21 protein-coding genes are annotated in these 25,255 nt (G+C 70.1%); 7 read left to right on the plus strand and 14 right to left on the minus strand.

The features are described 5' to 3' along the window. Positions 1–63: 63 nt before the first annotated feature. Positions 64–2,124 carry an ATP-dependent DNA helicase gene (locus tag RIV14_RS05995; RefSeq protein ID WP_075371764.1) on the minus strand — a complete coding sequence of 687 codons (2,061 nt, stop codon included), beginning with the start codon at positions 2,122–2,124 and terminating at the stop codon, positions 64–66. 8 nt (positions 2,125–2,132) lie between these two features. Then, positions 2,133–3,755: a GTPase HflX gene (hflX, locus tag RIV14_RS06000; protein WP_075371763.1), complete on the minus strand. Its 1,623-nt coding sequence runs from the start codon at positions 3,753–3,755 to the stop codon at positions 2,133–2,135. A 186-nt stretch (positions 3,756–3,941) separates the two neighbouring features. On the opposite strand from hflX, the gene RIV14_RS06005 reads away from it, so the two are divergent. Continuing rightward, positions 3,942–4,550 (plus strand): class I SAM-dependent methyltransferase, encoded by a 609-nt coding sequence (locus RIV14_RS06005; protein WP_075371762.1) that lies wholly within the window; start codon positions 3,942–3,944, stop codon positions 4,548–4,550. 82 nt (positions 4,551–4,632) lie between these two features. On the opposite strand, the gene RIV14_RS06010 is transcribed toward RIV14_RS06005, so the two are convergent. The 8 genes from RIV14_RS06010 to RIV14_RS06045 all read right to left on the minus strand — a co-directional run bounded on the left by RIV14_RS06010 (position 4,633) and on the right by RIV14_RS06045 (position 13,953). Beyond that, positions 4,633–6,123: an MFS transporter gene (locus RIV14_RS06010; RefSeq protein ID WP_075371761.1), complete on the minus strand. Its 1,491-nt coding sequence runs from the start codon at positions 6,121–6,123 to the stop codon at positions 4,633–4,635. A gap of 28 nt (positions 6,124–6,151) precedes the next feature. Then, complete coding sequence (gene brnQ / locus RIV14_RS06015) at positions 6,152–7,573, minus strand: branched-chain amino acid transport system II carrier protein (RefSeq protein ID WP_075371760.1); 1,422 nt, start codon at positions 7,571–7,573, stop codon at positions 6,152–6,154. A gap of 82 nt (positions 7,574–7,655) precedes the next feature. After that, positions 7,656–8,606: a diaminopimelate epimerase gene (locus RIV14_RS06020; protein WP_075371759.1), complete on the minus strand. Its 951-nt coding sequence runs from the start codon at positions 8,604–8,606 to the stop codon at positions 7,656–7,658. 10 nt (positions 8,607–8,616) lie between these two features. Further along, positions 8,617–9,612 carry a tRNA (adenosine(37)-N6)-dimethylallyltransferase MiaA gene (gene miaA, locus RIV14_RS06025; protein ID WP_075371758.1) on the minus strand — a complete coding sequence of 332 codons (996 nt, stop codon included), beginning with the start codon at positions 9,610–9,612 and terminating at the stop codon, positions 8,617–8,619. A 5-nt stretch (positions 9,613–9,617) separates the two neighbouring features. Beyond that, positions 9,618–10,418: a type III secretion system chaperone family protein gene (locus RIV14_RS06030; protein WP_075371757.1), complete on the minus strand. Its 801-nt coding sequence runs from the start codon at positions 10,416–10,418 to the stop codon at positions 9,618–9,620. Further along, complete coding sequence (locus RIV14_RS06035; RefSeq protein WP_075371756.1) at positions 10,418–10,888, minus strand: YbjN domain-containing protein; 471 nt, start codon at positions 10,886–10,888, stop codon at positions 10,418–10,420. Before RIV14_RS06035 ends, RIV14_RS06030 begins: the two co-directional genes overlap by 1 nt. Before the next feature lie 85 nt (positions 10,889–10,973). After that, positions 10,974–12,635: a tRNA (N6-isopentenyl adenosine(37)-C2)-methylthiotransferase MiaB gene (miaB, locus tag RIV14_RS06040; RefSeq protein ID WP_075371755.1), complete on the minus strand. Its 1,662-nt coding sequence runs from the start codon at positions 12,633–12,635 to the stop codon at positions 10,974–10,976. Between the two features lie 175 nt (positions 12,636–12,810). After that, the gene (locus RIV14_RS06045) at positions 12,811–13,953 is read right to left on the minus strand and encodes an ROK family transcriptional regulator (RefSeq protein ID WP_075371754.1); all 1,143 of its coding nucleotides are present in this window, start codon (positions 13,951–13,953) and stop codon (positions 12,811–12,813) included. A gap of 191 nt (positions 13,954–14,144) precedes the next feature. On the opposite strand from RIV14_RS06045, the gene RIV14_RS06050 reads away from it, so the two are divergent. The 4 genes from RIV14_RS06050 (at position 14,145) to RIV14_RS06065 (ending at position 19,718) form a co-directional block, all read left to right on the plus strand. Next, complete coding sequence (locus RIV14_RS06050; protein ID WP_075371753.1) at positions 14,145–16,325, plus strand: alpha-galactosidase; 2,181 nt, start codon at positions 14,145–14,147, stop codon at positions 16,323–16,325. A 111-nt stretch (positions 16,326–16,436) separates the two neighbouring features. Continuing rightward, entirely contained in the window at positions 16,437–17,348 is a 912-nt protein-coding gene (locus RIV14_RS06055; protein WP_075371752.1) for a carbohydrate ABC transporter permease, read from the plus strand. Positions 17,349–17,361: 13 nt separating this feature from the next. Then, positions 17,362–18,315, plus strand: coding sequence for a carbohydrate ABC transporter permease (locus RIV14_RS06060; RefSeq protein WP_075371751.1), 954 nt, complete (start codon positions 17,362–17,364; stop codon positions 18,313–18,315). An 8-nt stretch (positions 18,316–18,323) separates the two neighbouring features. Next, positions 18,324–19,718, plus strand: a complete 1,395-nt coding sequence (locus tag RIV14_RS06065; protein ID WP_081381786.1) for an ABC transporter substrate-binding protein — start codon at positions 18,324–18,326, stop codon at positions 19,716–19,718. A 67-nt stretch (positions 19,719–19,785) separates the two neighbouring features. Here RIV14_RS06065 and RIV14_RS06070 read toward each other — a convergent pair whose 3' ends face one another. Then, complete coding sequence (locus RIV14_RS06070; protein ID WP_075371750.1) at positions 19,786–21,513, minus strand: formate--tetrahydrofolate ligase; 1,728 nt, start codon at positions 21,511–21,513, stop codon at positions 19,786–19,788. Positions 21,514–21,686: 173 nt separating this feature from the next. On the opposite strand from RIV14_RS06070, the gene RIV14_RS06075 reads away from it, so the two are divergent. Together RIV14_RS06075 and RIV14_RS06080 are read left to right on the plus strand one after the other, a co-directional pair. Next, the gene (locus tag RIV14_RS06075; protein ID WP_256699015.1) at positions 21,687–22,574 is read left to right on the plus strand and encodes a hypothetical protein; all 888 of its coding nucleotides are present in this window, start codon (positions 21,687–21,689) and stop codon (positions 22,572–22,574) included. After that, positions 22,562–22,969, plus strand: a complete 408-nt coding sequence (locus RIV14_RS06080) for a hypothetical protein (RefSeq protein ID WP_256699013.1) — start codon at positions 22,562–22,564, stop codon at positions 22,967–22,969. Before RIV14_RS06075 ends, RIV14_RS06080 begins: the two co-directional genes overlap by 13 nt. Positions 22,970–22,989: 20 nt before the next feature. Here RIV14_RS06080 and RIV14_RS06085 read toward each other — a convergent pair whose 3' ends face one another. The 3 genes from RIV14_RS06085 to RIV14_RS06095 form a co-directional block, all read right to left on the minus strand. Then, entirely contained in the window at positions 22,990–23,481 is a 492-nt protein-coding gene (locus tag RIV14_RS06085) for a regulatory protein RecX (protein WP_075371749.1), read from the minus strand. Continuing rightward, positions 23,481–24,722 (minus strand): recombinase RecA, encoded by a 1,242-nt coding sequence (gene recA / locus RIV14_RS06090; RefSeq protein ID WP_075371748.1) that lies wholly within the window; start codon positions 24,720–24,722, stop codon positions 23,481–23,483. The genes RIV14_RS06085 and recA overlap by 1 nt, the downstream gene beginning before the upstream one ends. Positions 24,723–24,989: 267 nt before the next feature. Further along, complete coding sequence (locus RIV14_RS06095; RefSeq protein ID WP_070662908.1) at positions 24,990–25,208, minus strand: DUF3046 domain-containing protein; 219 nt, start codon at positions 25,206–25,208, stop codon at positions 24,990–24,992. Positions 25,209–25,255 lie beyond the last annotated feature (47 nt).

Consider the following 25,255-nt stretch of genomic DNA (forward strand, 5'->3'; position numbering starts at 1 on the left):
TCACGCCAAGCCTACGTGCAGATCCTCCCGAGGGGCACCTACCGAAAGGCCCAGCCGACAGGTTCACTCCTCCTCCGGGGCATCGGGCCGCACGGCCAGACGCCTCAGAGCGCCGCGCACCACGTCGGGCTTCGTCGTCGGCCACAGGGCGGGCATGGAGCGGGCGAGGAAGCCCCCGTAGCGCGCCGTGCGCAGGCGCGAGTCCAGGACAGCGACGACGCCGCGGTCCTGGCTGCGGCGGATGAGGCGCCCGGCCCCCTGGGCCAGGAGCAGGGCCGCGTGGGTGGCCGACACGCTCATGAAGCCGTTGCCGCCTGCGGCCACGACGGCGTCGGTGCGGGCCTGGGCGACCGGGTCGTCGGGGCGGGGGAAGGGGATGCGGTCGATGACGACGAGGCGGCAGGTGCGTCCGGGCACGTCCACGCCCTGCCACAGTGAGAGGGTGCCCACCAGGCAGGCGGCGTCGTCCTCGGCGAAGGCCTGCACCAGGGTGGGCAGTTGGTCGTCGCCCTGGGCGTAGACGGGCAGGTCGGTGGCTCCGCGCAGTACCTCGGCGGCCTCTTGGGCGGCGCGCCTGGAGGAGAACAGGCCCAGCATGCCGCCTTCGGAGGCCTCAACCAGGGCGAGCATCTCATCCAGGGCGGCCTCGGAGATGCCTGCGCCGGGGCGGGGCAGGTGGGCGGCCACGTAGAGGATGCCCTGGCGGGGGTAATCGAAGGGGGAGCCGACGTCGAGACCTCTCCAGGGCTGCTCCGCCAGGGTCAGTCCCAGGGAGCGGGCCATGGGATCGAAGCTGTCCCCCAGGGCGAGGGTCGCCGACGTCATGACGCCGACGCGGCCGCCCAGCAGGTGGCCGGCCACCGACCCGGCGACCTCGATGGGGGCCAGGAGGAGGCGCGGGGGCTCGGCGCCCATGCGAGGGCGCTCGATCCAGGCGACGTCGCGGCCCTGGGCCACCGAGTCGGAGGTCATGCGGTCCAGGGCGTCGACCAGGTCGGCGACGGCGGTGCGAGCGACCGCCAGACCCCCGGCGGCCTCGCTGGAGCGGTCGCGCCCCAGGGTGCGGGCCTGGTCGCGCACGTCGGAGGCGACCTGGCGGGCGGCGCCGGCCAGGAGCACGAGCGCGTCATGCAGGGCGGTGGGCAGGGGCGCCTCCAGGCGGCCGTCGGGCAGCTCGGCCAGCGCGAGCTGGAGGGTCTGGCCCGCGGACTCCAGCTCGCTGACCAGCACGGAGGCATGCTTGCGGGCGGTGGCGGCGGTGCGCGCCACAGCGGCCGCCGACAGGGCGATGGTGCCCTGGGAGCGGATGCGGTCGGCCAGCTCGTGGGCCTCGTCGACGATGAGGACCTGGTGGTCGGGCAGGACGCCGGGGTTGCCAGCCACGACCACGCCGAGCATGGCGTGGTTGGTCACGACGAGATCGGCCCGGGAGGCGGCGGCGCGCGCCAGCTCGGGAAAGCACTCGGACTTCAGGGGGCAGGACTGCCCCAGGCACTCGGCCCGGGAGACGGAGACCTGGGCCCAGGCGCGCTGGGAGACGCCGGGAACGAGGTCGTCGCGGTCACCGGTGTCGGTCCTGGCCGCCCACTCGCGCAGGCGGACCACCTGCTCGCCCAGGCTCGCGTCACTCCCGTGCCCGGCGGACGGCTGGGCGATGGCCTCCCCGACGCCGAAGAGCGCGGCCTCATCCTCGTCCTGCGGGTAGCCTCCGTCCAGGCGGTGTCGGCACAGGTAGTTCTGCCAGCCCTTGAGCAGGGCCACCTCGGGGCGGATGCCGGTGACCTGCTCGACGGCGTCGGCGGCCAGGGGCGCGTCCTTGGTGAGGATCTGCCGTTGCAGGGCCAGGGTGGCAGTGGAGACCACGACCCGGGCACCGGCCTGCACGGCGTGGACCATGGCGGGCACCAGGTAGCCCAGCGACTTTCCCGTCCCGGTGCCGGCCTGCACCAGGAGGTGGGTGCCGTCGGCCAGGGTCTGGGCGACCTCCCGGGCCATGGTGGTCTGCCCCTGGCGGGGGCTGCCGCCCATGGAGCGCACCGCGGCGTCCAAGGCGTCCAGGACCTTGCGATCACCGGCGCCGTTAGTGTCAGGCCGCTGCGTCCGGCTCGGCTCGCTCGGGGTCACGGCGCCTCTCAGCCGACGGTGGCACCCGCGGCGGCGCCCTCGATCTCCGCCGCCAGGGCGGCGCCGACGCGCGCGACGACGTGAGTGCCCGCCTCGACGTAGTCGATCGTGTCGATCTCCCCCTCGGCGTGGACCCGGGAGACGAGGTCCCCACGGCAGTAGGGCACCACGACGTCGATGCTCACCTGCGGGTGGGGCAGCATCTGCTCGATGCGGGCGCGCAGCTCCTCGATCCCCTCCCCGGTGCGGGCCGAGACCGCGACCGCCCCGGGCAGGCCGGTGCGCAGCGCGGCCAGGGTGACGGCGTCGGCGAGATCGGTCTTGTTCAGGACGATGAGCTCGGGCACGTCCAGGGCGCCGGGGATCTCGGACAGGACGGTGCGCACGGCGGCCACCTGGCTGAGGGGGTCGGGGTGGGCGGCGTCGACGACGTGCAGCACGAGGTCGGCCCCGGCGACCTCCTCCAGGGTGGAGCGGAAGGCCTCGATGAGCTCGTGGGGCAGGTTGCGCACGAAACCGACGGTGTCGGTGAGAGTGTAGGTGCGTCCTTCGGAGGTCTCGGCCCGCCGGACGGTGGGGTCGAGGGTGGCGAACAGGGCGTCCTCAACCATGATGCCGGCCTCGGTGAGGCGGTTCATGAGGGAGGACTTGCCGGCGTTGGTGTAGCCGGCGATCGCCACCGAGGGGATGGCCCCGCGTCGGCGCGAGCCACGCTTGGTCTCCCGCGAGGGCGCCATGGCCTGGATCTCGCGGCGCAGGCGGGCCATGCGCTGACGGATGCGGCGCCGGTCGAGCTCGATCTTGGTCTCTCCGGGGCCGCGCGAGCCGATGCCCTGACCGGCGGCCACGCGGCCTCCGGCCTGCCTGGACATGGACTCACCCCATCCGCGCAGGCGCGGCAGGAGGTACTCGAGCTGGGCGAGCTCGACCTGGGCCTTGCCCTCGCGGGACTTGGCGTGCTGGGCGAAGATATCCAGGATGAGGGCGGTGCGGTCGACGACCTTGACGCCGACGACGTCCTCCAGGGCGCGGCGCTGGGAGGGGGCGAGCTCGCCGTCGACGATCACCGTGTCGGCGCCGGCCGCGGCCACCACGTCGGCCAGCTCGCGTGCCTTGCCGCTGCCCAGGTAGGTGGCGGGGTCGGGGTGGTCGCGCTTCTGGATGAGGGCGTCGAGGACCTCGCTGCCGGCGGTCTGGGCCAGGGCGGCCAGCTCGCGCAGGGAGGTGTCGGCGTCCTGGGTGTCGCACACCTGGCCGCTGCCGCCCGCTGCGCCGGTGGCCGGGCCGTGGGGCCGGGGCAGCTCCAGACCGACCAGGACGACCTTCTCCAGGCGGACCTGGCGGTACTCGACCTCGCTGACGTCCTCCAGCTCGGTGGACAGTCCGGCCACACGGCGGCGGGCGGCCCGGGCCTCCCGCTCCAGGGCGCCGTCGTCGAGGCCGTCCCCGTAGCCATCGGCGTGCTCGTGCTGGGCGGCGGTGGAGGCCAGGGCGGTTCCGGTCCGGGACAGGACCCGGGCGACGACGTCATGGACGTCGTGGACGTCACGGCCCTCATGGGCGTCACGGGTGTCTGTTGCGTCCTCAGGGGTGGAAGGGGTGCTGGGGGTAGTGGAGTGGTGATGGGTCACAAAAAGTCCTTCGTCGTATGCCTGCGCCCCTCCGATGGGGCGCGATGGTTCTGGCGGGGAGCGGCGCCGGCCGCCGTTTCAGCGCATACGAAGGATCCACATGGGGGCGATGGTACTGCCCGCGGGCGCGTGGGGCCACCCGCCGACTCGGGCGGCGCGTCGGGGTGCCCGGGTAACCTGGACCACGTGAGCGAGCACTACTTCACCGCCTCCCCCGCCGTCGAGGCGGAGGAGCGCACCCACCGCTTCTCGATCCGCGGCGTCGAGCGCACGGTGGTCACGGCCTCGGGCGTCTTCAGCGCCGACCGCCTCGACAAGGGCACCCAGGTCCTCCTCGATCACGTCCCCGATCCGGCCCAGACCGGCACGTTCCTCGACCTGGGCTGCGGCTGGGGGCCGATCACGCTGGCCCTGGCCGGGGCCGCTCCACAGGCACAGGTCCTGGCCACCGATGTCAACGAGCGCTCGCTGGCGCTGACCGCTCGCAACGCCGCTGCCGCAGGCCTGGACAACGTACGTGTCGCCCCGGCCGACGCGCTGCTGGCCGAGCTGCGCCAGGGCTCGACGCCGGTGGATCTCATCTGGTCCAACCCTCCGGTGCGCATCGGCAAGAAGGCCCTGCACACCCTGCTGCAGGACTGGCTGGCGCTGCTGTCCGACGACGGCGAGGCCTGGCTGGTGGTGCTCAAGAACCTGGGAGCCGACTCCCTGGCCACCTGGTTGAGGGACCAGGGCTGGGACGTGAGCCGGATGGCCTCCTCGAAGGGCTTCAGGGTCCTGCGAGTACGCCGCTGACACGGCTGACACGACGCCGGGCCATGCCCGGACGGGACCCGCCCACGGTCGTGGCGGCGGCCCTGACCATGGTCTTGGCCTGCTACCGGCGTCGTCGCCTCGCCAGACGCAGATCGATGACGGCGACCCCGGCGGCGACGGCGATGGCGGCCACGACGGCCAGCAGACCGGCTTGGGCGGCGGCCTCCCAGCCCGAGGAGTGCGAGACTCGGAAGGTCAGGCCCGTGATGACGGCGATGCCGATGGAGGTGCCGATGCGCTCACCGGTCTGGAGGATGCCGCCCGCGGCCCCGGCGTACTCCAGGGGGACGTCGGCCAGGGAGAGGGTCTGGTTCGGGGAGACCACGAGGCCCTGCCCCACTCCGAGCACCAGCAGCGTGAGGGTCAGCCACCAGGGGCTCCACCCCGCGCGCGCGTGCATGTGCATGATGCCGATGCTCGCCAGCAGCCCGGCCATGCCCAGCACCATGCCGCCGAGCACCATGACCCGTCCCACCCGGATGACCCGGCGGCCGGCGACGGCGGCGGCGATCGATCCCGCCAGGGCGGCCGGGACTCCGATGAGTCCGCTGGCCAAGGCACTGGAGCCCAGACCGGCCTGGACATACTGGGCCACGATGATCCACACGCTGGTGTAGCCCAGGAAGTACACGGCGATGGCCAGGCTGCCGTAGGCGAAGGAGGGGATGGCCAGCAGGCTGAGGTCCACCATGGGGGCGCCGCCCCTGGTCCGGTAGCGCTTCTCCCAGGCCACCCAGGCGCCGATGACGCCGATGCCGGCGGCTTCCAGGCCCCAGATCCAGGTGCCGGCCGAGGCCTCCATGAAGGGGATCATGATGAGCAGCGTGCCGACGGCGAGCAGCCCCATCCCCACCGGGTCGAGATCGACCCCGCCGCGGCGGGTGGTCCCGGTGGCGTCGCCGGCGGCGGCGCGGTCCGTCTGCTCCGTGTCGCTTCCCCGGTGCCAGGCGGAGGCCGGCAGGTAGCGGCGCGCGGCCCAGACGCCGGCCAGGGTGAGGGGAACGTTGATGAGGAAGGAGGCGCGCCAGCCCCAGTCGTCCCCGAGCCAGCCGATGAACCCGCCACTGAGCACCGGCCCCAGCGCCACCGAGACCCCGATGACGGCGCCGAAGAGACCGAAGGCGCGCCCTCGGGCCTCACCGGTGTAGTACTGCTGGATCATGCCGGTCACCTGCGGGTTGAGCAGCCCTGAACCCACTCCCATGACGACCCGGGCCAGGTTGAGGGTGACGACGTCGGGAGCCAGGCCCGAGACGAGGGATCCGGCACCGAACAGGAGCATGCCGATGACGAAGAGCCGCCCCCGCCCCATGACATCGCCGGCGCGGCCGGCCGGGACGAGGGCGACCCCGAAGACGAGGGCGTAGCCGGACACGACGAGCTGGAGCCCGGCGGTGCCTGCGCTCAGGCTGTGGGAGAGGGCCGGCAGGATGACATTGACCGAGGAGACGGCCAGCAGCGAGACGAAGGCGGGGATGAGCAGTGTCGGCAGAAGCCGCTCATGGTTCGGACGCGGCGTCTGGGCTGGGTCTCGGGGGTGAGGCGTGGGCACGTCGTGAGGCTACCGCGTGCCGGACCGCTCACAGCTGTGAGGCCGCGGCGTGCTCGACGTCCTGCTGGGCCCGGCTGGGAGGTTCCCCGGGGGCGGGCGTGGACCAGGCTCCGGAGCGGATGTCCAGGAGGATGCCGATCAGCAGGGCGATCCCAATCACCAGGGCGATGAGCACCAGCAGGATCCAGCCGGTGGAGTCGCTCCACAGGCCGGTGCGCTCCAGCAGCCTGCTGGGGCCCTTCCAGCCGGTGGCCATGATGGCGGAGACGGATCCGAGAATCCCGGCTGTACTCACGCACCACCGGTAGGCGGCCTTGAGCCGTCCCGGCGCCAGGGCATCGATCAGTGTCACGATCACCAGGGCGATGACGAGGGGGTAGAGCAGGAACGTCACCGGCCCCGCGATCTTGAGGATGGCATCCAGTCCGAGGTTGGCCAGCGCGAAGGCGACGATCGTGCAGGCGGCGAGCTGCCGGTTGAAGGAGACGGCCGGCCAGGCGGTGTAGGCGTATCCGGCCCAGGAGGCCAGCAGCCCCACGGCAGTGGTCAGGCAGGCCAGGATGACGATAGCTGCGAAGATGACGACGCCCGAGGCCCCCAGCGTCGAGGAGGCCGCGTTGCTCAGCAACTCGGTGCCCTCCTCGGCATCGGCGGTGATCCGCCCGCGGGTGTGGGTTCCCAGGACGGCCAGGCCGATGTACACCAGCCCCAGGAGCGCGGCAGCGATACCCCCGGACAGGATCGTGCTGCGCACTAAGGCGCGGGAAGAGGACAGGCCTCGTTCACGCAGGGAGGAGATGACCACGACACCGAAGACGGTGGCCGCCAGGACGTCCATGGTGAGGTAGCCCCGAGTTAACCCGGTGGTCAGGGGGTGACTCACATAGTCCCCGACGGCCTCGCGCTCCACGCTGGGGAACATCAGGATGGCGGCCCCGCACAGCAGGGCCAGCAGGGCCAGCAGGGCGGGAGTGAGCCAGCGCCCGACGCGGTCGGCCAGGCGGCTCGGGCTGAGGGCGATGCTGAAGGACACCCCCATGAACACCGTCACATGCGCCAGCAGGGCCAGGCGGGAGTGGTGAATCCCCAGCAGCTCGAGCACCGGAAGGGTCGCCAGCTTGTAGGCGACCGTGGCGGCACGAGCGATACCGGTCAGAGGACCGATCACCAGATAGACCGCCAGCGGCATGACGGTGCCGAATCGTGGTCCCACTCTGCGAGCCAGTCCCAGGATCCCCTCACCGGATGCGGAGACGGCGACCACGGTGATGAGCGGCATGAGCACCCCGGTGGCGAGGAAGCCCCCCATGGCCGGAATGAAGGACTTGCCCGAGGCGGCGCCCAGCAGAGGCGGGAAGATGAGGTTGCCCGCCCCGAAGAACAGGGCGAAGAGCATCAGGCCGGTCGGCAGGACGGCGCCGACGGCGGAGCGTGTGGATGGCTGGCTCATAGTGGTGGTCGGTTTCTCTTCTCGGATGTGGCGTCGGTGCGACGTCCGGGAGCAGTGCGGATGGCGGCGGGTCTGAGGCGCCTCAGGCGACGGTGATCCGCGCGGTGATCGTGGCCGGTCCGGTCAGCAGCACGCTGCCGTCCTCGCCCAGGGGGTCGGCGCCCATGTGGACCCCGATCTCTCCGCCGGGAACGAGCACTCGGTAGTCCTCGGGAGCGCCCGGACCACTCCAGGCGTGCAGGGCGACGGCGACGGCGCAGCACCCCGCTCCGTAGGAGAGGGACTCCCCCACGCCGCGCTCCAGGACACGCACGCGGGCGATACCCACCGATGACTGGGTGTCGGGATCGGTCTCCTCCCCCAGCGGCACGACGAGCTCAAGATTGGTGCCGACCTCGGGGGCGGGGTCGTAGGCGACCGGGTCCGCGGAGTCAGTGAGCCCGGCGAAGGCGGCCGCCTCGAGCTCGTTCTCCTTCCCCAGGGCGACGACGGTGTGGGGGCCGGCGATCTCCACGCTCAGGGCGGCCCGCGGCCCGTCCAGGCCGGGGACGACGACGGCCGTGTCCCAGCCCTCGTCCTCGGCCTCCTCGGGGCTGGCCAGGCGGGCCGGCCCCATGTCCACGGTCCACAGCTCGCCCAGGCGGGTGATGGTGCGGGCCCCGCCGCGTGTGCCGATGGTGACCGACTCGCCGTCGGCGATGGGGCACAGCCCCTCACGGTCCAGGACGTGGGCGAACAGGCGTGCGGCGTTGCCGCACATCTCGGCCACAGTTCCGTCGGCGCGGTAGTAGTCCATGAACCACTCGGCCTCGGGCACGGAGGCGGCGAAGGCTCCGCCGCCGGGCAGGGCGGTGGTCCGTACGACGCGCACGAAGCCGTCGGCACCGATACCGCGGTGGCGGTCGCAGACCGCCGCGATGTCGGCGCCGCTGATGGCGACCTCGCAGCCGGGGTCGACCAGCATGAGGAAGTCGTTGAGGGTCGCGTGGCCCTTGATGAGCTCACGACCGCGAAGACCTGTCGAGTGCGGCATGGTCCCTAGCCTAAGCGACGCCACGACGCGTGCAGACGAGCTCCCATGCCTGCCGGGTCAACCGGGAGCGCTCGGAGTCGGTGCACTGCCCGGTCTCGGTGAGGGCGACGTCGATCCAGTGCACCCGCGGATCGCGCCGGAACCACTTGATCTGGCGGGAGGCGAGCTGGCGGGTGGCCAGGGCGGTGGAGTCGACCGCCTCGGGCACGCTCATGGTCCCGTCGATGACCGCGAGCGCCTGGGCGTAGCCGATGGCGCGCGAGGCGGTCGCCCCCTCCCGGATGCCCTGGTCGATGAGGGCCTCCACCTCCTCGACCAGGCCGCGTTCGAACATGGCGCGGGCCCGCTCGTTGATGCGCTTATCCAGGAGCCGGCGCTCGCAGCGCAGGGCGATGTGGACGGTGGGGGCGATGTCCTCGTAGCGAGGCAGGGAGGCGGAGAAGGGACGGCCAGTGATCTCGATGACCTCCAGGGCCCGCACGATCCTGCGGGTATTGGAGGCCTCCACGCGCTCGGCGGCGACCGGGTCGAGGCGGGCCAGCTCGGCGTGGAGGGCGGCGGCTCCCTCCTGCTCGGCGCGCTCGCTCAGACGGGTGCGCACGGCCGGGTCGGTGCCGGGGAAGTCGAGGTCGTCGGTCAGGGCCCGCACGTACAGGCCGGAGCCTCCGGCGATGATCGGCAGGTGGCCCCGGGACTCGACGGCGTCGATATCGCCGCGGGCGCTGCGCTGGAAGGCCGCCACGGATGCCCGGTCCCGGACGGTGAGGACGTCGATCTGGTGGTGGGGGACGCGGGCCCTCTCGGCGAGGCTGGGTTTGGCGGTGCCGATGTCCATGCCGCGGTAGAGCAGGGAGGCGTCGGCGTTGATGATCTCGGCGCGGGTCGCCGGTTCGTCGGAGTGCATCCGCTCGGCGAGGTCGAGTGCGAGGGCGGACTTGCCGGTGGCGGTGGGCCCCACGACGACGAGTCTGGGCAGACAGGGGACGCTCGGGGACGCTGGGCTCATGGGGCTCAGATCTCCGGCAGGAGAGGCCCCACGAGGCTGAGGGCCTGGGTGCAGGCGGACAGCGCCGTGTCCAGGTGGAGGCGCAGCTGGGCGTCGGTGGCCCCGGCGGACAGGTCGGTGAGGTAGGTGGCGCGCACCAGCGGACCGATGGGGGTGTCGATGACGCCGACGGTGGGGAAGAACTTGTCCCGGTTCCAGTCGTTGACGCTGGCGGCGATCTCGTCCCTCTGGGAGGCGGGGGCGGCCTCCTCCCAGTCCCCGGAGACCAGGAGCCAGCCGTCGTGCCCCTCAGGAATCTCGATGACGAAGGGGAAGGAGTCCCAGGTGCCCAGGAGGCAGGGGTGCTCGCGGTCCTCGGTCAGCTGGACGTTGTACTCCATGGGGCCGGTGAGCATGGACTCGATCCGGGCCAGGGTCAGTACCTGGGGCTCCTCCTCGGTCGGCTCCAGGTCTGAAGGGCGGTCGGCGCCCTGTCCTCCCGCTGCCGGGTCCTCCTCCGACCGGTCTGATGTGCTCGACCAGGTGCGTGAGGCGTCTAAGGTCTGAGCCGAGGCGGTTGCCCTGGCAGGCTCCGATGGTCCGCTGGAGTCGGCCGGGGTGGTTGAGTCAGTCGAGTCGGCTGAGTCTGCGGGACCGACGGGACCTGCGACGTACGGTGAGATGGTCGGGGGCTCGTCGGGCCGGCCGCGCGAGTCGCCCGGGTGGCTGCTCGCCGGACTGCTGCGCTGGCGGTCCAGTGCCCGCACGTCCCACTCCTTGCCCAGGAGACGTGCGATGAAGTCGGTGAGGCGTTGCAGTCTGGGCATCACGGCTCCAGGCTTCCGCGTAGCTCGTCGGGGAACTGCTCCTCGGCCTCGTGCATGAGGGCGACGATGAGCCGGCAGCCGCCGAAGACGAAGTCCTCGAGCTGTCGATCTGTCATCCCCGCCTCGAGGGGGTAGGTGTACTCGCCGTGAAGACGCACCACCCCGCCGTCGGCGACGGTGAGGTAGGCCTTGGGGCCGATGCGGGTGGTGTTCCAGTCCTCGACCAGGGCGCGCAACTGGGTCAGGTGCTCAATGTCGGCGATACGGTGCCAGATCCCGCGCATCTGGACGGCCCTGGTGTCCTGAAAGATGGCGTGGACGGTGACGTAGCGCCAGGGAATGCCGATGTCGCCCTCGTCATCGATGAAGTAGCGCAGTCCCAGTCGTTTGACGCACTCGTGGATACGGTCGACGTCCACGGGCCGGGGGACCGTGGCGGCGGCAGCAGAGCTGGCGTCGAAGCTGGGCATGCTCCCCAGCCTAGCGGGGCCTGCGGGCTGCTCCCCAGCCCAGCCCGGCCCGCTCCACCGTCAGCGCAATCAGCCCTCACCCGCCTCAGGCCGGTGCGCCCACGCGCAGGGTGGGTAGGCCCAGGCTCACCGGGGCGGTGTCGGGCTCGGGAGCGGCGCAGGCCTCGGCCTGGCGGCGCTCCCAGGCGTCACCGGCGCGGGTGCGTCGCACCTGGAACAGGGCGGGGCCGTCGTCGAGCCAGAGGCGGTCACCGGGTTTGAGGGCCTCGTTGGCGGCCGCGGCGAGCGGGTCCAGCTCGCGTCCGCAGCGGGCGGAGTCAGCGATGAGGTTGTGAGGGGCGCCGTGGGTGACACGCACGGTGACCATGTCGCCGGGGCGCGGGGCCCCGCCGGCGTAGTCGTCCTCACCCAGGCCCTCGGGCAGGGCCACGTGGACGAGGCGGTTGTCGGCGGCGCGTCCGGAGATGCGGGCGGTGACCGAGTCCCGGCGCCCTTCGCCCTCGGCGACGAGCACCTCGACGACGCGTCCCTCCTGGCGCTCGTTCTCCTCGTGGGCGATGCGGCGCACGAGCGCGTCGAGCCGCCGGTAGCGGTCCTTGACGACCTCGGTGGGGACCTGGTCGTCGCGGTCGGCGGCGGGGGTGCCCGGGCGTGGGGAGTACTCGAAGGTGTAGGCCGAGGCGAAGCGGGCCTGCTCGACGACGTCAAGGGTGGCCTGGAAGTCCTCCTCGGTCTCACCGGGGAAGCCGACGATGATGTCGGTGGTGATGGCGGCCTCGGGCATGACAGCGCGGACCTTGTCCAGGATGCCCAGGAAGCGCTGGGTACGGTAGGAGCGGCGCATGGCGCGCAGCACCCGGTCCGAGCCGGACTGCAGGGGCATGTGCAGGCTGGGCATGACGGCCTCGGTGGTGGCCATGGCCTCGATGACGTCGTCGGTGAAGGCGGCGGGGTGGGGGCTGGTGAAGCGCACGCGCTCGATACCCTCGACTGCGCCGGTCGCCCGCAGCAACTTGGCGAAGGCGCCGCGGTCCCCGAAGCCGACCCCGTAAGAGTTGACGTTCTGCCCCAGGAGGGTCACCTCGATGGCGCCCTGTGCGGCGACGGCCTCGACCTCGGCCAGGACGTCGCCAGGGCGGCGGTCGCGCTGCTTGCCGCGCAGGGAGGGCACGATGCAGAAGGTGCAGGTGTTGTTGCAGCCCACGGCGATGGAGACCCAGGCGGCGTAGGAGGACTCGCGGCGGGTGGGCAGGGTGGAGGGGAAGACCTTGAGGGACTCCTCGAGCTCGACGGCGGCCGCGGAGTTGTGCCGGGCGCGCTCGAGCAGGGCGGGCAGGACGTCGAGGTTGTGGGTGCCGAAGACGACGTCGACCCAGGGGGCTCGCTCGACGATTCCCTCCCCCATCTGCTGGGCCAGGCACCCGGCCACGGCGATCTGCATGCCGGGGCGCTCGCGTTTGACGGCGGCGAGCTGGCCCAGGTTGCCGAAGAGCCGGGTGGCGGCGTTCTCACGCACGGAGCAGGTGTTGATGATGACGACGTCGGCCCCGCCGTCACCGGCGTCGGTGGCGCGGGCGGCGGCCTCGGGCACGTCCTCGACGCGCAGGTAGCCGGCCCTCTCCAGCAGTCCCGCCATGTGCTCGGAGTCGTGGACGTTCATCTGGCAGCCGAGCGTACGCACGTGGTAGGTGCGCGGCCGGGCGCCTCGGGCATCGAGAACAGGTGCGGAGGTGGTCAGCGTGGTCATCGCCGAGCAGTGTAGGTTGCGGTGGGGCCCCGCCCCAGCCCTGGCGCAGTGTCGTGACCAGATGCACGCCGGGGCGGGGCCCTCAGCTCTCCCAGTGACGGGGCGAACCGGGGTCAGGACTTCTTGCGCGAGGCGCTTCTGACCTCGTTGCGGGCAGCCTGAGCCAAGGCGCCGCTCACCGATCGCCCGCGACCACCGTCCACTGATCCAGGGCCAGGGCGGCCGCCCCCCGCGCCCACTCGTCGAACTCGAAGGGACGCAGCAGGACGGGCGCCGGCGCCGCCGCCCAGTGCCGCAGACCTCCCACCTCCTTCTCAAAGGCCTCCCGGTAGGTCTCCACCACGGCGACCCCCTCCCCGGAGACGACGACGAGCTCGGGGTCGACGTAGGCGATGAGAGTCCCCACGACCCTTCCGACCGCCAGCGCCGCACGCCGTAGGACGTCGTCGACGCCGTCGTTGCGACGCATGTCGGGGCTCAGGAGCAGATCGAGGCTCAGCTCCTGGGCCTGACACCCCAGGTGCCTGGCGGCCGCCCGTAGGATTCCGGAGGTCGAGGCCAGAGCCCGGGCGCACCCGGGGTGCCCGATCTCGCAGCTGGGTCCTGAGGGGTCCACCGGCAGGTGCCCGACGCTGCCGGCCGCCCCCTGCGCACCGGAGACGATCTCACCGGCCACCACGACCCCGCAGCCGATCCCGGCGCCGAGGGTGACCATGGCGAAGGGGTCCTTTCCGCGGCCGGCCCCGAACCTGGCCTCGGCGTAGGCGAAGGCGCGCACGTCATTGGCCGCGACGCAGGGCAGCCCGGTGGCCTCGGTGACCATGGCGGCCAGAGGCACGTCGCGCCACCCCAGGAAGCTGGCCACCACCACGGTTCGTCTCCCGACGACGGCCGCCCCCAGGGAGATTCCGACGGCGTCGGGCCGTCGACCGCTGCGCTGGGCCAGCTGCGCCACCACTGAGGCGATAAGGGCGGTCACACAGCCGGCATCGGTGTCAGTCAACGGTCGTGAGTCACTGATGAGGACCTCGCCCAGCGGATCGGTCAGAACGGCGTAAAGGCGGTCGGCAGTGAGCTTGATGCCTGCCACGGTGGCGCTGTTCGGGGTGACGGCCAGCAGGCGGGTGGGCCGTCCCGGTCCCCCCACCTCCACCGGCGGCTGCTCCTCAATGAGGCCCGCCTCAATGAGGGGGCGCACTGTGCGTGTCGTCGTCGCCGCGGACAGCCCCAGGCGCTCGGCAAGGTCGCCACGACTCATGGGGCCGACGGAGATCAGGGTGAGCAGCGCCCTGGCGCCGAGGCTGCGTCCACCACCCATCGTCGACTCCCGCTCCCATCGTCGTCAGCTGCCACAGGGACCGCATGGCCTGTGACCTGGGACGACGTTCATCGCCGCCCACGTCGTACCGACACTGTAGAGCAAACCCTTGCGGAATCTAGCATCATCAATTATTTTCATCCTACAAGGAATCGCTCCTGGTTCCTTCTCCCTCCCCTGGAAGGACAATGATGACCCTCCATCTGCGATGCGCCGACACCTCCGTGGTCCTTGACCTGCCTGACGACCGTTTCCCGGTGGTGCGCCACTGGGGCCCCGATCTGGGTGACGTCAGCGGTGACGACCTGTCCGACGCGGCCCTGGCCGCACAGACATCCTTGGGAACCAACACCGCCTGGATCACCAACGACCTGCCGATCCTGCCCCTGGCCCACCTGGGGTGGAGCTCCCGCCCTGCCGTGGCGCTCTCACGCACCGACGGCTCGGCCTTCTCGCCCCACCCCACTGCCTTCACCCACGAGGAGGGCTCCGAGGACACCCCGGCCGGAACCGCCCTCGTTGTGCGCTCCAGCGGAACCGACACCGCCCACGCGCTGACCCTGGGCACTGAGCTGCGCCTGGAGCCCTGCGGCCTGGTACGCCTGCGCGCCTGGGTCCGCAACGACCACTCCGGGTCCGGCGGCGATCAGGGGGCCGACCTCGTCGTCGGCGAGCTCACGCCGGTACTGCCGCTGCCCGACAGCGCCGACGAGCTGCTGGACACCACCGGCCATCACATCCAGGAGCGTCGGCTCGTGCGCACCCCCTTCACCCCGGGCACCCGCCTGCGCGAGTCCTGGGAGGGGCGCCCGGGGCACGACGCCGTCACCTGGCTGGCCGCCGGCCCCACCGGCTTCGGGTGGCGCAGCGGCCGCGTCCACGGCGTTCACGCAGCCTGGTCCGGCAACGTCCGTCACCTGGCGATGAACCCGACCTCAGGGCGCAAGCTCCTGGGAGCCGGAGAGCTGCTCCTGCCGGGCGAGGTCTTACTGGCCCCCGGTCAGACCTACACCTCTGCGTGGACGGTCTTTTCCTGGGGCGAGGGCCTGGACGCCCTGGCCCACCGCAGCCACGCCTGGCTGCGCTCGCGCCCGTCCCACCCCACCCGTCCCCGCCCGGTGCTGCTCAACACCTGGGAGGCCGTCTACTTCGACCACGACCTGGACAAGCTCAAGGCCCTGGCCGACGCCGCGGCCCAGGTCGGTATCGAGCGCTACGTCCTGGACGACGGCTGGTTCGGATCGCGCCGCGACGACACCTCGGGACTGGGCGACTGGCAGGTCTCCCCCGAGGCCTGGCCGGACGGTCTGGAGCCACTCGTGGAGCACGTCCACGCCCTGGGCATGGAGTTCGGCCTGTGGTTCGAGCCGGAGATGATCAACGTCGACTCCGAGCTGGCCCGCACCCACCCGGAGTGGATCCTGTCCGACGGCGCCGGCGGAGCGCCCGAGCACCGCCACCAGCGGGTCCTGGACCTGTCTGCCCCCGGCGCCTGGGACTACCTGTTTGACGCCATCTCCACCCTCGTGGAGCGCCTCGGCATCGCCTACCTCAAGTGGGACCATAACTCCCCCCTGCTGGCCACGGGTCACGAGGTCGCCGACCCCACCGCGGGGCGCCAGGGGGCGGCCGCCGTCCACGACCAGACCCTGGCCGTCTACTGTCTCCTGGACGCGCTCCATGAGCGCTTCCCCTCTCTGGAGATCGAGTCCTGCGCCGGCGGCGGCGGCCGCATCGACCTGGGGATCATGGAGCGCACTCAGCGGGTGTGGGCCTCGGACTGCATCGACGCCCACGACCGTCAGAACATCCAGCGCGGCACCACGCTGCTGCTTCCTCCCGAGATGGTGGGTACCCACGTCGGCTCCGGGCGGGCGCACACCACCCTGCGCGACCTCGACCTCGACTTCCGGGCCGGCACCGCCCTGTGGGGCCACATGGGAGTGGAGTGGGATCTCACCGAGGCCGATGGGCCCACCCGTGAGCGCCTGGCCTCCATCATCGCGCTGCACAAGGAGCTGCGCGGCCTGCTGCACTCGGGGGTGACGGTCCATGCGGATCTGCCCGACGACGACGTGCTGCGCATCGAGGGGGTCGTCGCCCCTGATGGCTCCGACGCCCTGTTCGAGATCGCCTCGCTGGGCCAGCTCCTGGCCTGGCCCACGGCGCCGCGCCCGCTGCCCGGATTGGACCCCTCGCGCCGCTACCACGTGCGCCTGGCGGCACCGGCCTACCCCGAGCTGCGTCTGGCGGCGGGCTGGATGGCCCAGGGCGTCACCCTGCCGGGTTCCTACCTGACCACCACGGGGCTGGCGCTGCCGGTGCTGCACCCCGACCACCTCGTCCTGCTGCGCGTGAGCGCCGTCGACTGAGGGCTCGGTGATCCTCTGAGTCGCTGATCCGTTCACCCTTCTTCCACCCGTTCCTACCCAGCCCATCCGCCTTCGACCCATTTCCCACATCACCGTTGATTTGGAGATCCGATGTCAACTTCGACCCTGCTCGCGCGACCATCGCGTCGGCAGCGCAAGCCACGCTCCGACCTCAAGCTCGGCCTCGCCTTCATCCTCCCGGCGACGATCGGCCTCGTCGCCTTCTACATCTGGCCCCTCATCCGAGGCATCTGGCTGTCCTTCACCGAGTACAACCTTCTGACTCCTGAGGAGTTCACCGGCCTGGACAACTACAAGCGCATGGTCCAGGACGATATCTTCTGGAACGCCGTCGTCGTCACCGTGGAGTACGTGGTCATCAACATCGGTCTGCAGACGATCCTGGCACTTCTCATCGCCGTCCTCATGCAGCGCCTGACCCAGTCCACCTTCGTACGCTCCATCGTGCTGACGCCCTACCTGGTCTCCAACGTGGTCGCGGCCATGCTGTGGCTGTGGATCCTGGACAACACGCTGGGCATCACCAACCAACTCCTGGAGTCCCTGACGGGCTCAGCCGTCGACTTCTTCTCCTCGTCGATGGCCATCCCCACCATCGCCATCATCAACGTGTGGCGGCACGTGGGCTACACGGCCCTGCTCATCTTCGCGGGCCTGCAGTCGATCCCGAGCACGGTCTACGAGGCAGGCAAGATGGACGGCGCCAGCGAGTGGCGGATGTTCTGGAGGATCACCGTCCCGCTGCTGCGCCCCATCCTGGCGCTGGTGCTCATCATGACGATGATCGGCTCCTTCCAGGTCTTCGACACCGTCTCGGTGGCCACCCAGGGCGGACCCGTCAACGCCACCCGCGTGCTGCAGTACTACATCTACGACATGGCCTTCGGGCGCTTCCAGTTCGGATACGCCTCCGCCATGGCGGTGGGGCTGCTGCTCGTCCTAGCCGCGATCACGATCCTGCAGTACCGCATGACCCGTGCCGGCGAGACGGACCTGGACTGAAGGAGGACAAGCCATGACAACGACAACCGCACCCGTGTCCTCCACCAAGCCCTCCCGGGCGGCCGCTGCGGCGTCCCGCGAGACCCCGGGCCGCCGGTTCACCGTCGGCAAGGCCCTGGCCTGGGCGGCGATGATCCTCATCATGCTGTTCACGCTCCTGCCCTTCTACTGGGTGCTGCGTACGGCGCTGTCCTCCAACGCGGGCATCACCGCCCACCCCACCAGCCTGCTGCCGGTAGACATCAACCTGCGCGGCTTCGCCCGTGTCTTCGGCATGCAGTCCACTAAGGAGGCGCTGGCCGACGGCGGCAGCGGCGCAGCCATCAACTTCTGGCTCTACCTGCGTAACTCGGTCATTATCTCCACACTGGTCACCGTGGGGCAGGTCTTCTTCTCAGCGATGGCCGCCTACTCCTTCTCCCGCCTGCGCTGGAAGGGGCGCGACACGGTCTTCGCCGTGTTCCTGGGCGCCCTCATGGTCCCCTCGATCTTCACGCTGCTGCCCAACTTCGTGCTGGTCAAGCAGCTCCATCTCATTGACACCTTCCTGGGGGTGGCGCTGCCGACCATGTTCATGACGCCTTTCGCGGTGTTCTTCCTCAAGCAGTTCTTCATGAATATCCCGCGCGAGCTGGAGGAGGCCGCGCTGCTCGACGGCGCCTCGAAGGTCCGGGTGTTCTTCACCCTCATCCTGCCCATGGCCAAGGCCCCGATCTCGACGCTGGCGATCCTGACCTACATCACGGCCTGGAACGACTACTTCTGGCCCCTGCTGGTCTCTTACACGGACTCCTCGCGGGTACTCACGGTGGCTCTGGCCGTCTTCCGTTCCCAGGCCCCTCAGACCGGTCCCGACTGGGCCGGGCTCATGGCCGCCACCCTGGTGGCCGCTCTCCCGATGCTCCTGCTGTTCATGGCCTTCGCCCGGCGCATCGTCAACTCCATCGGCTTTACCGGAATCAAGTGAGGCACCAGATGACGACTCAACCGATCAGCCCTCTTCGCTCCTCACTGTCGCGCCGCAGCCTCCTGTGCGGACTGGCCTCGGGAGCGGCCGCCCTGACCCTGGCCGCCTGCTCCGGTGGCTCCAGGAAGTCGGGAGCCGGCGCCGTCGAGTACTGGATGTGGGACGCCAGCCAGCTGCCCGCCTATGAGGCGTGCGCCAAGGCCTTCGAGGCCAAGACCGGCATCAAGGTCAACATCACCCAGATCGCCTGGGGCGACTACTGGACCAAGCTGACGGCCGGCTTCATTGCCGGGACGGGTCCGGACGCCTTCACCGACCACATCTCCAAGTTCGCCCAGTTCGTGGATCTGGAGGTCCTGGTTCCGCTGGAGAAGCAGGCCGCCTGGGCGGGCGTCGATGAGTCCGCCTTCCAGGAGGGCCTCATCGACCTGTGGAAGGGGGAGGACGGTCACCAGTACGGCTGCCCCAAGGACTGGGACACCGTGGCGGTCTTCTACAACCGGGACATGCTCGCTCAGGCGGGTCTGTCCGAGGCCGACCTGGCCGGCTGGTCCTGGAACCCCGCTGACGGCGGAACCTTCGAGAAGATCCTCGCCCGCCTGACCGTGGACAAGAACGGCGTGCGCGGTGACGAGCCCGGTTTCGATAAGAACCACGTGGCCGTCTACGGCCTGGGTATCCAGGACGCCGGTACCGGGGACGGCCAGACCCAGTGGAGTCCCTTCACCGGTTCGGCCGGCGACTGGTTCTACACGAACAAGGAAACCTGGGGTGACCACTACCGCTACGACGAGAAGGTCTTCCAGGACACGATGGACTGGTACTTCAGCCTGGTGGACAAGGGTTACATGCCTCCGCGCGGCGCCTTCTCCTCCACGACCAGCACCGATGTCCAGCTCGGCAGCGGCAAGGTCGCCATGTGCTTCAACGGCTCGTGGATGTTCGGCACCTACGCCAAGCTCGACGTCAAGGTCGGGATCGCCGCGAACCCCGTGGGCCCCAACGGAAAGTCGGTCTCCTTGTTCAACGGGCTGGGCGACTCGATCTCCAAGCAGTCGGCCAACATCGACAACGCCTCCAAGTGGGTGGCCTTCCTGGGGACCGCGGAGGCGCAGGACATCGTGGCCTCTCACGGAATCGTCTTCCCGGCGATCTCCTCCTCCACGAAGAAGGCCGTCAAGGTCTTCGAGGAAACGGGGCTTCCCACCGAGCCCTTCACCCAGCACCTGGAGGACAAGTCCACCTTCTTCTTCCCCCTGACCTACTTCGGCGCGGACGTGGCCGCCATCATGAAACCTGCGACGGACGACCTGTGGGCCAACCGGGTGCCGGCCTCAACGCTGACGAAGTACAACGAGCAGGTCAACCTCCTGTTCAAGACGTCCAAGCACAAGAAGGGTTAGCAGCAGGGTTGTTCCTGACCAGCTACGGGCCGGGCCCGGCGATATGCCGGGCCTGGCCCGTGACTTCTCAGCGCAGCCCCATGATCTGCCCGGTGCCGAGATCGACGTCGATGCGTTCGGCGGCGGGGTGGCTCGACAGACCCGGCATGGTCGACAGGCTGCCGCAGATCGCGTAGACGTAGCCGGCCCCCGCGGCCAGGCGCACCTCGCGCACTGGCAGGCGCCACCCGGTGGGCACGCCCTTGAGGCCGGGCTCAGCCGACAGGGACGGCGGGGTCTTGGCAACGATGACGGGCAGGTTCCCGAAGCCGCTGCGTTCATAGTCATCCAGCCGCCTGCTCGCGGCGGGGGTGTAGTCCACGCCGTCGGCGCCGTAGAGCTCGGCCAGCTTGGCGATCTTGGTGCGCAGGTCGTCCTGAGACTCGTAGACGGGTCGGGGGCAGGCCGCCTCTCCCATCTCCTGGCAGGCCTCGACGACGGTCCCGGCCAGGTCGAGGCATCCCTCGCCTCCCCTGGTGACGGGGTGGCAGGCCGCGACCCGGGCTCCGGCGTCGTGGGCGATACGAGTTACCTCCTCGATCTCGCTGTCATGGTCGGTGGGGAAGACGTTGATGGCCACGACCGGGGTGATGCCGAAGCCGCGCACGATCTGCAGGTGCTTGAGCAGGTTGGCGGCGCCGGCGCGCACGTCCTCGACGTTCTCCTGGAGCATCTCCTCGGGCAGGTCCTTGCCGCTGACGAGTCGGTGGCGCCCGCTGTGGGCCTTGAGCGCCCTGATGGTGACCACGACGACGGCGATACTCGGGCGCATTCCGGAGACAGCGCACTTGAGGTCGATGAAGCGCTCCAGACCCATGTCGGATCCGAAGCCGGCCTCGGTGAGGATGTAGCCGCCGTCGCCGACCCCTGCTGCGGCGACGCGGTCGGCGATGACCGAGGAGCAGCCGGTGGCAATATTGCCGAAGGGGCCGGTGTGGACCAGGACGGGCGTGCCCTCACCGGTGCGCAGGAGGTTGGGCTCGAGCACGTCACGCAGGATGGCGCACATGGCCCCGGCTGCCTTGAGGTCCTCAGCGCTGATCCACTCCCCGCTGCGGCTTTGGCCGATGACGATGTGCCCCAGGCGCCTGCGCAGGTCGGCCAGGTCCGTGGCCAGCGACATGATGACCATGAGTTCGCTGGCCGGGGTGATGTCAAAGGAGGCCTGCCGGGTGATGCCGTCGATCCTGGACCCCAGGCCGGTGACGATATGACGCAGGGCGCGGTCGTTGACGTCCAGGACCCGGGGCCAGGAGATGGTGCGTTCGTCAATGTCGAGCTCGTTGCCGTGGTACAGGTGGTTGTCGATCATCGCCGACAGGAGGTTGTGGGCGGCGGTGATGGCGTGGAAGTCGCCGGTCAGGTGCAGGTTCATCCGCTCGGCCGGCAGGATGCGGGCGCCTCCGGAGCCTCCGGCCCCGCCCTTGATGCCGAAGGTGGGGCCCATGGCCGACTGGCGCAGGGTGAGGACGGCCCGCTCGCCCAGGCGGGTGAGTCCCTGAGTCAGTCCGATGGCCGTGGTGGTCTTGCCCTCCCCGAAAGGCGTCGGCGTGATCGCAGTAACGACGACGTAGTGAGGGGCATGCGCACCCCCGCTGCACACGTGCTCACTGGATTCCAGCACGCGCAGGTCGATCTTGGCCACGTCGCGGCCGTGAGGGATGACGTGCTCGGCGGCGATGCCCGCCGACGCCGCCAGCGCGTGGAGGTCGATCGGGACGTGGGGGCCGCCGGTGGCCGCAATCACCTGAGTCATGGGCTGAGCCTAGTCGGAATCAGCTCCCGGCTTTCTTCACCTGTCGCAGCGATACCGGTTAGTAGAACGCCCGCAGAGCAGCAGTTCTCCATGACAAAGAGTCATACCTTCAACACACTGAACCTTATTCGACTAATCTGTCGGTTACTCATTGGCCAACCATGGAGGTTGTTATGAACCGTCGGATTGTCGTCTCCGCCCTCGCCGCATCGGCATCACTGTGCCTTGCCGTGACGGGCTGCTCCGGCACATCGGGGACATCGCAGGCCGGCTCCAGCGCTTCTGCGAGCGCGTCACCCGCGGGTCCCGTCGGTACCGTCGACCCGCCGTCGGACATCAAGGGCCTCGACAAGCTCGGTCTGTCGAAGGCCACCATGAGCATCAAGACCGCTCCTCGACTGAGCAACTACGACGACAAGGGTCTCACCTACGTCGACCCGATCACGGATCCGGCCGCTGATCTCTCGGTCCATCACGTGGACTGGAACGGCAAGGAGACCTGGAAGGCAAGCGTGCCGGTCCCCAGCGGCACCGATCCCGCCTCCCTGTCTCCCATGATGAGCTATGACGATGCGCTGGGCGTCGTCTCCTACTGGTTCACCACCGACCAGATCGACCCGGAGGACTCCGCCCTCCGCCTCCACCCGGTCAGCGGCAAGCTTCACTGGTTCGACACCAGTACTGGGAAGCAGGGGTCCGATCCCTTCGCCGAGGACGGCACCACCTACTCGTCGCACAAGCAGCTGGTCGGAGGGCTTCAGATAGGCGACAGCGGCGGGATGAGCGCAGTGAAGATCGTGGACTCATCGCACGCCCTCGTGAGTCACTCCGCGCAGGAGCTGGGACTGACGGGCGGCAGTCGGGCCGAGTTCTTCTCATGGAAGGGGCAGGTGCGCAGGGGCAGGTGCGCATCAGAGGCGCTCAGCCCACCGACCCTGCCGATCTCCTCCAGCTCAACACCTCCAAGCCCATCCCCGACCTCAGCGCAGACGCCCGGATCTGGACCACGCCGACAAGAATCCTGGTTCTGGACCAGTCGGACGGCCGCTTGCAGTCCGTAACCGATAGCGGGGCTCAGGTACTCGACCTCAAGGGATGCACTATTCCGCCCAAGAGCAACCTCGCGGTCGGCAGCGGCGACACGTATGACTACATCGGGCAGCTGCGCATCGCTCAGGACGGGACCACAGAGTGCCTCTCCAAGACCATTGGGAACCCCTCCGACACCATCAGCACCACCCTGAGCGACGGCAGCATCATCGTTCGTTCCACCTCGGATGAGGGAAAGACCTTCTCCTTCCGCTACATCAGCGCCAACGGCTCGGCGAAGATCGACCTGCCGGAGAAATCGGTCCCTGGCGCCCACGGTCACCACCTCGTGTACTCCACCTCCGCCGACGGCGTCGCAACCGTGACCGCCTTCAGCGAGAAGGATCTCAAGCCCTCAGGCTCCTGAGCCATGAGCTCCCCTCGGGGCTAGTCCTCAGCGAGGGCTTCGGCGATGGCCCGCATGGTCACTTCCCGGCTGTAGCCCTTGCGCCCCAGCACGGCCGCGGTGCGGCGCCGGCGCACCTCCCGGGGCAGGTGGCCGGTGGCGGAGAGCTTCTTGCGGGCCAGCGCCAGCGCCGCCGCGTCCTCGTCCTCGGAGCTGATCTGCTCGAGGGCCTCAGTGACGTCCCGCTCCCCCAGCCCCTTGCGCCGCAGCTCCTCGGCAATGGCCCGTCTGGCCGTCCCCTTCTCCGCGAAGCGGGTGCGCGCCAGGCGGGCCGCGTAGGCGGTGTCGTCAATGACTCCGGCCGCCTCCAGACGGTCGAGGACCTCGGTGGCCACACGGGGGTCCACCTCCTTGCGCTCGAGGAGCTCGGCCAGGGCCGCGCGAGGAGCCGCACTGCGGTCCAGGCGGCGCAGGACGATCTCCCGCGCCGCCTCGACCGCCTGCGCGTGGGTGTCAGGGATGAGCCAGGGCATCAGAACCCGCCAGCGTCCTCACCGAAGATGGTGTCCGGCTCATCCGCCGACGCCGCCTTGGGGGTCTTCGCGCTCTTGGAGGCCTTAGCGGTGGTGGCGGCCTTCTTCCCGCGCCCCCGGGCGTTCTTGACCGCACTCGTGGCGGCGGTGTCAGCGCTGTCCACCGGGACGGCGGCCGCGGCCACGGCCGCCTCGGCGGCGGCAAGCTCCTCAGCCTCCCGGGCCTTGCGGCCGGGCTCACCGATTCCCAGGGCGGCGAGGATCTTCTCCTCGATCTCGGCGGCCAGCTGCGGGTTGTCCTTGAGGAAGTTGCGGGCGTTCTCCTTGCCCTGACCGAGCTGGTCCTCCCCGTAGGTGAACCAGGCCCCCGACTTGCGCACCACGCCGTTGTCCACGCCCAGGTCCAGCAGGCTGCCCTCACGGGAGATGCCCTGGCCGTAGAGGATGTCGAACTCGGCCTGCTTGAAGGGCGGCGCCATCTTGTTCTTGACGACCTTGACCCGGGTGCGGTTGCCCACGGGCTGGTCTCCGTCCTTGAGCCCACCGATGCGGCGCACGTCCAGACGCACGGAGGCGTAGAACTTCAGGGCCTTCCCACCGGTGGTGGTCTCCGGGTTGCCGAAGAACACACCGATCTTCTCGCGCAGCTGGTTGATGAAGATGGCGGTGGTGCCAGTGGAGGACAGTGCACCGGTGATCTTGCGCAGCGCCTGGCTCATGAGGCGAGCCTGGAGCCCGACGTGAGAGTCCCCCATCTCCCCCTCGATCTCGGCCTTGGGGACCAGGGCCGCCACGGAGTCGATGACGATGATGTCCAGGCCGCCCGAGCGCACCAGCATGTCGGTGATCTCCAGGGCCTGTTCCCCGGTGTCCGGCTGTGAGACCAGGAGGTTGTCGATGTCGACGCCCAGGGCCTTGGCGTAGACCGGGTCGAGGGCGTGCTCGGCGTCAATGAAGGCCGCGTTCCCGCCGGCCCTCTGCGCGCTGGCCACGGCGTGCAGGGCGACGGTGGTCTTTCCGGAGGACTCCGGCCCGTAGACCTCGATGATGCGCCCCCTCGGGAGCCCTCCGACTCCCAGAGCCACGTCGAGGGCGACCGACCCCGTCGGGATGACGGAGACCGGAGGACGGGACTCGTCCCCCAGACGCATGACGGATCCCTTACCGAAGCTCTTGTCGATCTGGGCGAGGGCTGTGGCCAGGGCCTTGGAGCGGTCCTGGGTCTGGCTGGCAGCGGGCATTGTTCTACCTCGGTTCTCAGGGCGGCGCACAGCCGCGGCGGACATGGCTGGTCAACTTCGGCGAGGTCCCCTCTCCGGGGCTCACCAACGACGGTATGCCTGACCACTGACATCTATCTCCGCCCCTCATCAGCCCTGTGGACTCGGGGGGCGTCGTCGTCGTTCGTGGAGAACAGTACCCGAACACCTGTTCGATCATGACATCATCGTCACGCGCGTGTCGGCGGCTCCTGAGCTCGCCCCAGCACCTGCCCTCACCGCCTGGGCTCAGCGACGGGGGTCAGAGCGGAAGATCCATCGCTCGGCATCCGTGCGCTCAGTCTCGTCGCACAGAAGACTCCAGACCCGCTCCGGCGCCACACCGTCGTCAAGCGCCTGCACGCAGGTCACCCCCAGTCCCGGAAGAACCAGATCCTGCGCCAGCGACCGGCCGTAGGCCGAACCGAAGACCGTCTCGACGGCGTTCCAGAACTCTGAGTGCTTCACCACTCCCCCTTTGTCAACAGGCAACCCGGCGGCGAGTCCACTCATCG

Source organism: Actinomyces acetigenes (assembly GCF_031296635.1).
GTDB classification, from domain to species: Bacteria; Actinomycetota; Actinomycetes; order Actinomycetales; family Actinomycetaceae; genus Actinomyces; species Actinomyces acetigenes.

Excerpts from the sequence above, each read along its gene's own strand:
- brnQ (WP_075371760.1), bottom strand. The coding sequence starts at position 7,573 with ATGAGCCAGCCATCCACACGCTCCGCCGTCGGCGCCGTCCTGCCGACC.
- RIV14_RS06020 (WP_075371759.1), bottom strand. The coding sequence starts at position 8,606 with ATGCCGCACTCGACAGGTCTTCGCGGTCGTGAGCTCATCAAGGGCCAC.
- miaA (WP_075371758.1), bottom strand. The coding sequence starts at position 9,612 with ATGAGCCCAGCGTCCCCGAGCGTCCCCTGTCTGCCCAGACTCGTCGTC.
- RIV14_RS06030 (WP_075371757.1), bottom strand. The coding sequence starts at position 10,418 with ATGCCCAGACTGCAACGCCTCACCGACTTCATCGCACGTCTCCTGGGC.
- RIV14_RS06035 (WP_075371756.1), bottom strand. The coding sequence starts at position 10,888 with ATGCCCAGCTTCGACGCCAGCTCTGCTGCCGCCGCCACGGTCCCCCGG.
- miaB (WP_075371755.1), bottom strand. The coding sequence starts at position 12,635 with ATGACCACGCTGACCACCTCCGCACCTGTTCTCGATGCCCGAGGCGCC.
- RIV14_RS06045 (WP_075371754.1), bottom strand. The coding sequence starts at position 13,953 with ATGGGTGGTGGACGCAGCCTCGGCGCCAGGGCGCTGCTCACCCTGATC.
- RIV14_RS06050 (WP_075371753.1), top strand. The coding sequence starts at position 14,145 with ATGACCCTCCATCTGCGATGCGCCGACACCTCCGTGGTCCTTGACCTG.
- RIV14_RS06055 (WP_075371752.1), top strand. The coding sequence starts at position 16,437 with ATGTCAACTTCGACCCTGCTCGCGCGACCATCGCGTCGGCAGCGCAAG.
- RIV14_RS06060 (WP_075371751.1), top strand. The coding sequence starts at position 17,362 with ATGACAACGACAACCGCACCCGTGTCCTCCACCAAGCCCTCCCGGGCG.
- RIV14_RS06065 (WP_081381786.1), top strand. The coding sequence starts at position 18,324 with ATGACGACTCAACCGATCAGCCCTCTTCGCTCCTCACTGTCGCGCCGC.
- RIV14_RS06070 (WP_075371750.1), bottom strand. The coding sequence starts at position 21,513 with ATGACTCAGGTGATTGCGGCCACCGGCGGCCCCCACGTCCCGATCGAC.
- RIV14_RS06075 (WP_256699015.1), top strand. The coding sequence starts at position 21,687 with ATGAACCGTCGGATTGTCGTCTCCGCCCTCGCCGCATCGGCATCACTG.
- RIV14_RS06085 (WP_075371749.1), bottom strand. The coding sequence starts at position 23,481 with ATGCCCTGGCTCATCCCTGACACCCACGCGCAGGCGGTCGAGGCGGCG.
- recA (WP_075371748.1), bottom strand. The coding sequence starts at position 24,722 with ATGCCCGCTGCCAGCCAGACCCAGGACCGCTCCAAGGCCCTGGCCACA.